The sequence below is a fragment of the Mesorhizobium sp. M7A.F.Ca.AU.002.02.1.1 genome (assembly GCF_003998535.1).
GTDB lineage: Bacteria > Pseudomonadota > Alphaproteobacteria > Rhizobiales > Rhizobiaceae > Mesorhizobium > Mesorhizobium ciceri.
The window spans coordinates 1-9,559 of the sequence record NZ_RZPB01000164.1 but is presented as its reverse complement, the minus strand read 5'-3'; the positions used below and the strand labels follow the sequence as shown (position 1 = coordinate 9,559).

Here is a 9,559-nt window from a genome sequence, read left to right as displayed (position 1 = left end):
GCATCTACGAGAAGCTCGACATCACCACCGAGCGGGAATTGTTTTTGCAGTTCTTCCAGCATCAGGCCGATCGCTAGCCGCTCGCTTACCCAGCCGATCCGCCAGCCGAATGCCTGATTTGCAGAGCCGCTCCCTCCGTGAATTGGTGCAGGGGGCTTGTCGCCGGAATGGCTCGAAAACTGGCTTCAAAATTCCTCTTGCGGAACGCCGCCGTCCCGGCTTAGTCTCGGCTTCGCACAGAAAATGAAATTTAATTCCATTTGTGCGGTGCCCGCAAGCCAGTGCAGTGCCCAGGAAAAGTGCCCGGACGCAATCGACTGAGAAAATATTTGATATATCATCTACCAGAACGGAAATAGCTGACATGGTCCAGCAGACATCGATCCAGCCATCGGCGCCCTGGTTGCGGCTCGACGTCGACGATTCGGACTGGAACGACGCCGAGGTTTCGAGCCTGGTGCGCTGGTATCAGCAGATGCTGCTCATCCGCCGTTTCGAGGAAAAAGTGCTCGATCTCGCCAATGCCGGGCTGGTGCATGGTCCGGCGCATGCCAGCATCGGACAAGAGGCGACGGCGGTCGGCGCCATGTCCGTGCTCGGTACGGGCGACCGCATCAACGGCACCCACCGCGCCCATCACCAGGTCTTGGCCAAGCTTGTCAACGCGCAGACGCCCGGCGGATTCGACCCGTTGCATGACGCTTTCAACCCGGACATGCAGGGCTCGGTGCGCGGCTTGATGGCCGAGATCATGGGCCTCAAGTCAGGCTATTGCGGCGGCCGTGGCGGCTCGATGCATATGCGCGACGATGCCTCCGGCATCCCTGGCACCAGCGCGATCATTGGCGGCAACCTGCCGCATGCGGCCGGCTATGCGCTGGCCGACAAGCTGCTCGGTACCGGCAACATCTCGGTCGCCTTTTTCGGCGACGGCACGATGATGGCGGGGCCGGCCTATGAGGCGATGAACATCGCCGCGCTCTACCGGCTGCCGGTGATCTTTTTCGCCGAAAACAATCTCTATGCCGTCTCGACGCACATCAACGAGCAGACGCGCGAGACGCGGCTGGCCTCGCGCGGACCTATGCTCGGCTTTCGCGGCATCGAATGCGACGGCATGGATGTGGTGGCGGTCCACCATGCCATGCGCGAGGCGCGCCGGGCGATCGAGGAAGACGGTGGCCCGGTGCTGGTCGAGGCGCTTTGCTACCGCTTCCTGCATCAGAGCGGCGCGCGCCCGGGTAGCGAATTCGGCTACCGCACGCGGGCCGAGGAAGACGCCTGGAAAGCGCGCGATCCGCTGGTCACGATGGCGGCTCGCCTGAAGACGATGGGCATTTTGAACGCTTCCGACCTCGGCACACTCGACCAGCGCGTCATGGAGGTGGTCAACACCGCTGCCGATTCGCTCACCGAAATGAGTGGCAACGCGCTGGGCATTCCCGACCATCTGTGGCCAGACCCAGGCGGCGTCGACAACCAGATACGCGGTGATCTTTCCGAACTGAAGGGCGAGCGTTTCCTCGAGATCGAGGATATGCCGCCAGCCGACACCAGGCCGGTCAAGTTCATGGTTGCCGCGTCCGAGGTGATTGCGCGCGCCATGGAAAAGGATTCGCGCATCATTATCATGGGCGAGGATGTGCACCGGCTGCGCGGCGGCGTTTCGGGCGCCACAAAGGGTGCGCTGGAACGCTGGCCGGAGCGTGTACTGGCAATGCCCATCGCCGAGAACGGTTTTGTCGGCGTGGCGCTGGGTGCAGCGCTTTGCGGGCTGCGGCCTATCGTCGAGATCATGTTCGGCGATTTCTGCCTGGTTGCCGCCGACCAGCTGTTCAATGCGGTCAGCAAGGTGCGCCACATGTTCGGCGGCGGCTTCCCGGTGCCGATCGTGATCCGGGTGCGCGTCTCGCCGCACACCGGCTACGGCTCGCAGCATTCGGGCGATCCGTCTGGCCTGTTCGCGCTGTTTCCCGGCTGGCGCATCGTCGCCCCGACGACGCCCTTCGACTATATCGGCCTGATGAATTCGGCGCTGAAATGCGACGATCCGGTCGTCGTCATCGAGCATGTCGAACTGTTCCCGAGCGAAGGGCCTGTGCCTGCGGATGACCGCGATTATTGCGTGCGACTCGGCAAGGCGAAAACCGTCAGGCCGGGCAGTGCCTGCACCTTGCTCACCAGTGCCAGCATGGTCGCCGTCGCCAAGCAGGTGGTCGAGGAGACCGGCGTCGATGCCGAGATCATCGATCTGCGCAGCCTCGACCCGACCGGGCTCGACTGGCCGCTGGTGGAGGCCTCGATCCGCAAGACCAACCGGGTGGCCGTCGTCGAGCAGGTGCAGCGTGGACTGTCGCTTGGCGGACGGCTGACACAAGAGATTCAGGATCGCGTGTTCGACTATCTCGATCACGAGATCCTGCATGTGACGGGAAGCCTCTCGGCTCCCGTCGTATCGGCCCCGCTCAACCGCGCCGCACTGGGCGGCGCTGATAAGCTCAAGGCCGCGCTTCAATCCCTCATTGCCGTGGGTGGATAGAGCAACGCATTGCCACAAAGATCTGACAAGAAAATGGGAGAATGAAATGGACATGACGATCCTACCAAGAGCCAAGACCAGGGCGACGATGCTGGCGGCCGTGCTGCTGGCCACCAGCGCCTTCTGGGCGCCTGCCACCTTCGCGCAGGACAGCAAGCCGCTGGTCATTGCGCGTAACATCGACCTCAATTCGCTCGATCCGCACCGCGCCTTCTGCGACACCTGCCAGATCTACAATTCCAGCGTCTACGAATCGCTGCTGACGCTGGACAAGGACAACAAGCTGATCCCGCTGCTCGCCTCGAAGTGGGAAGGCAATGCCGACCAGAGCAGCTTCACCTTCACGCTCGACCCGGCCGCCAAATTCTCGGACGGTTCGCCTGTCGAAGCCAAGGACGTCAAATGGTCCTGGGAGCGGCTGAAGAACCTCAAGGGCAGCGCCTCGTTCCTGATGGACAATGTCGCCTCGATCGAGACTCCGGACGCGCATACGGTCGTCGTCAAGATGGTCGCGCCGAGCTCCGAATTCCTCAACATCGCGGCGGCGCCCTACGCAGCGGTCGTCAACAGCAAGGTTGCTTCCGAAGCCGGCGCCAAGGCCGATGCGGACGCCTCGACGACAGACAATGCCGAGGCCTGGTTCCTGGCCCATTCGGCCGGCAGCGCGCCGTTCGTGCTGAAATCCTATGAGCCCAATTCGGAACTGCGGCTGGCGCGCAACGACAAGTACTGGCGCACGGCGCCGGCGCTGAGCGAAGTCGTCATACGCCAGACCAAGGATGCGGTGGCGCAGGCGCAGATGCTGCAGAGCGGCACCGCCGATATCGCCATGCAGATCGACCCGGACACGGCCAAGACGATGACCGGCAGCGACGTCAAGATCGAGACCGTGCCGTCCTACAACTTCATCTATGTGGCGCTGTCGCCCGGCGCCAAGGCCAACAAGGTGCCGCTGACGCCCGAAGTGCGCGAGGCCATTTCGCTCGGTCTCGACCGTCCTGCTATCCTCGACTTCACCATCGGCTCCGAGGGTCAGCTGATCAGCGCGCCGATCCCGCTCGGCTTCCCCGGCGGTTCGGGCTTCGAGGCGCAGCCCTATGACGTTGCCAAGGCAAAGGAACTTCTGGCCAAGGCCGGACACGCCGACGGCTTCGAGATGGAGGCAGCGTTCCCCGGCATGAACGTCTACGGCGTCGATCTCTCGCTCTTGATGCAGAAGGTCCAGCAGGATCTGGCCAAGATCAACATCAAGCTCGACCTGCAGCCGATCCCCTTCGCCAATTGGCGCGAGCGCGTCAATGGCGACGGCATCCCGATGACGGCGGTGTTCTACGCGCCGGACTATTACGGCACCTCGCAATACATCGACTATTTCGCAATGACGAAGGGCAGCCCTTGGTCGCGCCGTGCCGGCGCGGAGCGCGACCCGTCGGTGCTCAACCCGAAGGAAGCGGATATCTACAAGGCAGCCCTTGCGGCAAGCGGCGACGAGGCCGCCAAGCTGTGGCACCAGGCCGGCGAGGAGATGATCAAGGACAGGATCATCCTGCCGCTGATCAGCCCGAACCTGATCCTGGCCTACAAGTCGGACGTCAAGGGCGTGCGCTACAGCGCCTGCTGCAACCTGCCGCTGGCAGAACTCAGCCACTGAGCAAAACAATACGGGGAGGCGACAGTCGCCTCCCTGTTCTCCATCCCGGAAGGCCAGCAAATCCTGTTCTTCCAACATCAAATTCAATATATGATATATCAATGAGCGGAGACCTCGTCATGCCTTCCCTGATCAACTCCAAGGACCAGTTGCTGCGCGAGCGTGCGGCCTCGGTCATTCCGGGCGGCATGTGGGGACACATGGCGACGCGCTATCTCGGCTCCGCCTATCCACAATTCTTCGAACGCGCCGACGGCTGCCGGGTCTGGGACGTCGACGGGCACGAATACATCGACCTGATGTGCAGTTGGGGGCCCAACATTCTCGGCCACCATCATCAAGCAGTCGAAGAGGCTGCCGCCCGGCAGCGTCGCCTCGGCGATGCGATGAACGGCCCCGGCGAGGTATTGGTCGAACTGGCGGAGCTGCTGGTCAAGACGGTCGCGCATGCCGACTGGGCAATGCTGCAGAAGAACGGCACCGACGCCACCACGGCCTGCGTGACGATCGCGCGCGCCGGCACCGGCCGACGCAAGGTGCTGGTCGCGCGCGGCTCCTACCACGGTGCCGTGCCGTGGTGCACGCCATCGCTGGCCGGCGTCACCGCCGAGGACCGCGCCCATCTGATCCATTTCGACTACAATGACGTCGCCAGCCTCGAAGTGGCCGTCGAGCAGGCCGGCAACGATCTCGCTGCTGTCGTCGTCACTGCCTTCCGGCACGACATCGCCCGCGACCAGGAACTGCCGACCGCCGCCTTCGCCAAACGGGCGCGCGAACTCACCACCGCTGCCGATGCGGCATTGATCGTCGACGATGTGCGCGCCGGCTTCCGCATCGACCTCGCCGGCAGCTGGGAGCCGCTCGGCGTACGGCCGGACCTGTCCGCCTTCTCGAAGGCGATCGCCAATGGCTATCCGCTGGCCGCCATCGCAGGCACCGACCGGTTTCGCGAAGCCGCGACCAAGGTCTATGTGACGGGTTCTTTCTGGTACGGCGCCGTCGCAATGGCCGCGGCGATCGCTACCATCAGCACGCTGCGCGATACCGACGCCGTCACCCACATGACACAGGCCGGCGACAGGCTGCGCTCAGGCCTCGATGCTGCAGCGAAGAAGCATGGTCTTTCGCTGCGACAGACAGGTCCGGTGTCGATGCCGATGGTGCTGTTCGACGGCGATGCCGAATTCAAGCTAGCCAACGCATTCTGCTCGGCCGCCTTGCGCGAAGGCGCTTATTTCCATCCCCGGCACAACATGTTCCTGAGTGCTGCGCACACCGCAAAAGATATAGATCTCGCCCTGCAGGCTGCCGATGCGGGCATGGCCGCCGCGGCGCAGGTGGCGTGACCGGCGCCAATGCGGTGGAAAGGAACAAACTGTTCAGCCGGTGGCCGACACCAGTCGGCCGTTCTGCGCAGCGCGGCGCAGTTCCTCCGGCGTGACCGCGCCGTCGTTCAGCCGTTCGAGAACCTTGACCAGCAGGCGGCCGCCTTCGATCATGTCCTGCTGAATGCCCTTGCGCACACCGTTCTCGTCGCGCGCCCGCAGCGCTTCAAGAATGTCGAGATGCCGGTGGCGGCCGTCATAGGTCGGCCGGGCGTGAGGGTACTGGTAGTTCACCAGCGGTCCGTTGCGCAGCCAGATTCCCTCAATGATGGCCAGCAGCTCCGGCATTTGCGCCGCCTGGTAGATGGAGTGATGGAATTCCCAATTGTCGCGGACGGCTTCGAACCAGCGGCCATTGTCCTCGTTCGCAATGAGTTTCTCATGCACCGCCGCCAGACGGTCGATCTCGCGCGGCTCGATGCGCGTCGTTGCCGCGGCACCCGCCATGCCTTCGAGATGCAGCCTGATGCTGCGCAGTTCCAGATACTGAGCCAGCGACAGCTGGGCGACGGTGATCGAACGGCCGGCCTCCATCTCCAGGCCTTTTTCGCGCACCAACTGCATCAGCGCCTCGCGCACCGGCGTCTCAGACACCTGAAGGCTGGCGGCAAGGTCGCGGATCTTGAAGCGATGGCCCGGCCAGAAACGGCCTTCCATCATGGCACGGCGAAGCTCCTCATAGACACGCGTCGTCAGATTGTCGCGCGCGATCGGCGCGATAGAAGCAGTCACATCCGCTCTCCGTTCTTGCAACAGCGCAGGCGTCGCCTGCGTCGCGTGGCTTGTGTATATGATACCACGAATGGCCTGACCACCGACATGAGACAAGCCGCCCCGAAACCGGCAGACATGAGACGGGCCGCATGACCGCGTCGATGCCTTCCTTGCTGTTCGGCGCCATTGCCGACGATCTGACCGGCGGCACCGAGCTGGCGTCGATGCTGGTCGCGCGCGGCATTCCGACGGGATGCACGGTCGGGCTGGACGCGCCGATCCCATCAGGCAATCTTGCCCATGTGATCCTGCTGAAGACCCGCGTCATCGCAGCCAGCGATGCGGTGCGCCAGGTGCTGGAGGCCGCGGACCGGCTGGTCGAAGCTGGCGCGCGGCAGATCTTCTTCAAATATTGCGCCACCTTCGATTCGACGCCCGCGGGCAATATCGGTCCTTGCGCCGAAGCGCTGCTCGAGCGCCTTGGCGGCGGCGTCACACTGTTCGCCCCCGCGCTGTGTGAGACTGGGCGCACCGTCTATCAGGGGCATATGTTCGGCGGTCCCCAGCTGCTTGCTGAGTCGCCCAAGCGCTTCGATCCGCTGACGCCGATGACCGATTCCAATCTGGTTCGCGTGCTGCAGGCGCAGAGCAGGGGCAAGGTCGGGCTGGTGCCCTATCTCGTCGTCGACGCCGGCGCTGGAGCCATCCGGAGCGCTATAGGAGAGCAAAGCAGGCGCGGCGAGACGCTGCTGGTCACCGACACCATCCGCGAGCGCGATCTGGCGGCGATCGCGGAAGCCACCTTCGACCTGCCGCTGATGACCGGCAATTCCTCAGTCGCCGCGCATCTGCCACCGGCCTGGCTCACGCATGGGCTGCTGGATTCAGGCGATCTCGTTGCCGCCAGCCTGCCGGCCGTCGAAGGGCCGGCAGCGGTGCTGGCCGGCAGCGTCGCCGACCGCACCATCGAACAGCTCGAGCGTTTTGCGCAAAACAATCCACTGCTGACGATTGACCTTGCCAGCGCCTTTGCCGGCGCCGATGTCATGGCCGAAGCGCGTACCTTCGCCCAACGGCATTTGCCCGGCGCGATGATCGCCATTGCTACGACAGCGCCGCAAGCGACCGTCGAAGCGCTGCAGCAGGCGCATGGCCGCGATATGGTGGCGGCAAGGGCGGAAGAGATCCTGGCCGGGATTGCCCAGATTCTGGTGCGCGAACTCGGCGTCCGCCGGCTCGTCGTCGCCGGCGGCGAGACCGCCGGTTCGGTGGTGAAGGCGCTCGGCATCGACCGGATCGCCATGGGCGCCTATGAGGGCCCCGGACTGTCGCGCGCCATCGCTCACCTCCCCGGCCGGCCCTCCGATCCGCTGGCGCTGATGCTGAAATCGGGAAAGCTCGGCGGCCCCGATATCTTCACCGACGTTCTGCAAGACATGACACGGCCGAGCACTATTGCGCCGGCGATCGACACATGGCCACCGGCAAGGAGAGCATCGTGATGGAACTCGAAATCGAACGCACGAGCCTGATCACCACGACGCAGACGCTGGACGCCAGCGGGATGAATGTCGGCACCACCGGAAACATCAGCGTGCGCACGACAGGCGGCATGCTGATCACGCCGACGGGAATAGCCACAAGCGCCTTGCGGCCGGAGCAAATGGTGGCGATGCAGCTCGATGGATCCTGGGACGCTGCGTTCCGGCCGTCGAGCGAATGGGAGATGCACGCCGAAATCTACAAGGCGTTTCCCGAGGCCGGCGCCGTCGTGCATGCCCATCCCGACCATTGCGTGGCGCTGTCGTGCCTGCGTGAACCGCTGCCACTGTTCCACTACATGGTGGCGGGCTTCGGCGGCGATGATGTGCGCTGCTCGGACTATGCGCTTTTCGCGTCAAGCGAACTGGCCAAGGTTGCCGTCGTCGCGCTCAAGGACCGCACGGCTTGCCTGCTCGCCAATCATGGCATGATCGCCTTCGGCGGCGATCTCGACACGGCGCTCATCCGCACCATCAAGCTGGAAACCCTGGCGCGGCAGTACCTTTTGGCGCGCAGCGCCGGCACGCCGGTGCTCATCGAGGGCAGCGAGATCCCCGCCATTCGCGGGCGCTACAAGAATTACGGCCAGCAGAAGTAGCCGGCCGAGCAATTCCAGAAAAGGTGAAGCGGTTTCCCGGGAAAAGCGCATAGCGCTTTCCCCAGGGGATTGCCCCAAAACAAGGAACGGCTCTTCGCCCTGTTGAAGAACCATTCAGTCGACCTGCAAATGCGAGACGAAGGCCCGTCAAGCTCCATGAAGATCAGGCGGGGATCGGTTCGGCGGCCGGCGTATAGACGCCGATGGCGCCGGTGCCGATCAGCTGGTCGATGATCTCGGCGCTATAGCCGAGCACGTCGGCCAGCACGGCAGCTGTGTCCTGGCCCAGCATCGGCGGCGCGGTGAAGTCCGCGGTCAGCTGCGCGGCAAGTCCCTGCGCCGGGCGCACCATGGCGACGGAGCCGAGATGCGGATGCGGCAAGGTCTGGACGAGGCCACGCTCGCGCACATTGGGACTGTCGAAGACTTCCGGTATCGATTTTACCGTGCCGGCCGGCACGCTGGCGGCGGCACAGGTGGCCATCCAGTGGTCACGTGGCTTGGTCTTGAAGACGGCGGCTAGTTGCGGGATCAGCGCCTCACGGTTGGTGGCGCGCGCCCCTGCTTTGATGAAGCGCGAATCCCCAGCCAGATGTGGCAGATCAACGACCTTCTCGCACAGCGCCGCGAACTGGCGGTCATTGCCGACCGCCAGCGCAAAGCTGCCATCGGAGGCTTCGAATATCTGATAGGGAACGACCGTCGGATGGGCATTGCCGTAGCGGGCGACCTCTTGGCCGGTGTTAAGGTAACCGCTGCCGACATTGATCAGCAGGCTGAGCGCGCAGTCGATCAGCGACAGGTCGAGGAACTGGCCCTTGCCGGTCGTCGCGCGCTCGTAAAGCGCCGCCAGGATCGACTGCGTGGCGACCATGCCGCAGACGATATCGGTGATGGCGACGCCGACACGCATCGGTTCGCCATTGCTCTCGCCGGTGATGGCCATGAGGCCGCTTTCGGCCTGCATGACGAAATCATAGCCGGGCCGTCCGGCATCGGGCCCGGTCTGGCCGTAGCCGGAGATCGAACAGTAGATCAGCCGCGGATTTGACGCGCTGAGCTCCTTGAAACCGACGCCGAGCCTATCGGCGGTAACTGAGCGGAAATTTTCTACGACGCTGTCGGCC

At 64.1% G+C, this 9,559-nt stretch carries 7 protein-coding genes; 5 read left to right on the top strand and 2 right to left on the bottom strand.

The window, feature by feature from the left end; translation table 11 throughout:
* Window positions 1–364 precede the first annotated feature (364 nt).
* The 3 genes from EN879_RS12880 (at window position 365) to EN879_RS12870 (ending at window position 5,539) form a co-directional block, all read left to right on the top strand.
* A complete protein-coding gene (locus EN879_RS12880; RefSeq protein WP_063169872.1) occupies window positions 365–2,539 on the top strand; it encodes an alpha-ketoacid dehydrogenase subunit alpha/beta in 2,175 nt (724 codons plus the stop codon).
* Window positions 2,540–2,627: 88 nt separating this feature from the next.
* Window positions 2,628–4,190 carry an ABC transporter substrate-binding protein gene (locus EN879_RS12875; RefSeq protein WP_164747171.1) on the top strand — a complete coding sequence of 521 codons (1,563 nt, stop codon included), beginning with the start codon at window positions 2,628–2,630 and terminating at the stop codon, window positions 4,188–4,190.
* A gap of 119 nt (window positions 4,191–4,309) precedes the next feature.
* Complete coding sequence (locus tag EN879_RS12870; RefSeq protein ID WP_082826632.1) at window positions 4,310–5,539, top strand: aminotransferase class III-fold pyridoxal phosphate-dependent enzyme; 1,230 nt, start codon at window positions 4,310–4,312, stop codon at window positions 5,537–5,539.
* A 33-nt stretch (window positions 5,540–5,572) separates the two neighbouring features.
* Here the strand turns inward: EN879_RS12870 and EN879_RS12865 are convergent, their stop codons facing one another.
* Window positions 5,573–6,310, bottom strand: coding sequence for a GntR family transcriptional regulator (locus tag EN879_RS12865; protein WP_013528131.1), 738 nt, complete (start codon window positions 6,308–6,310; stop codon window positions 5,573–5,575).
* A gap of 131 nt (window positions 6,311–6,441) precedes the next feature.
* Between EN879_RS12865 and otnK the strand changes: the two genes are divergently transcribed.
* Together otnK and EN879_RS12855 are read left to right on the top strand one after the other, a co-directional pair.
* The gene (otnK, locus tag EN879_RS12860) at window positions 6,442–7,794 is read left to right on the top strand and encodes a 3-oxo-tetronate kinase (protein WP_063169871.1); all 1,353 of its coding nucleotides are present in this window, start codon (window positions 6,442–6,444) and stop codon (window positions 7,792–7,794) included.
* Window positions 7,794–8,432: a class II aldolase/adducin family protein gene (locus EN879_RS12855; protein ID WP_063170446.1), complete on the top strand. Its 639-nt coding sequence runs from the start codon at window positions 7,794–7,796 to the stop codon at window positions 8,430–8,432. Before otnK ends, EN879_RS12855 begins: the two co-directional genes overlap by 1 nt.
* A 163-nt stretch (window positions 8,433–8,595) precedes the next feature.
* On the opposite strand, the gene EN879_RS12850 is transcribed toward EN879_RS12855, so the two are convergent.
* The coding region (locus EN879_RS12850; RefSeq protein ID WP_164774393.1) for a CaiB/BaiF CoA-transferase family protein at window positions 8,596–9,559 on the bottom strand (964 nt) is incomplete at its 5' end.

Excerpts from the sequence above, each read along its gene's own strand:
- EN879_RS12880 (WP_063169872.1), top strand. The coding sequence starts at position 365 with ATGGTCCAGCAGACATCGATCCAGCCATCGGCGCCCTGGTTGCGGCTC.
- EN879_RS12875 (WP_164747171.1), top strand. The coding sequence starts at position 2,628 with ATGCTGGCGGCCGTGCTGCTGGCCACCAGCGCCTTCTGGGCGCCTGCC.
- otnK (WP_063169871.1), top strand. The coding sequence starts at position 6,442 with ATGACCGCGTCGATGCCTTCCTTGCTGTTCGGCGCCATTGCCGACGAT.
- EN879_RS12870 (WP_082826632.1), top strand. The coding sequence starts at position 4,310 with ATGCCTTCCCTGATCAACTCCAAGGACCAGTTGCTGCGCGAGCGTGCG.
- EN879_RS12855 (WP_063170446.1), top strand. The coding sequence starts at position 7,794 with ATGGAACTCGAAATCGAACGCACGAGCCTGATCACCACGACGCAGACG.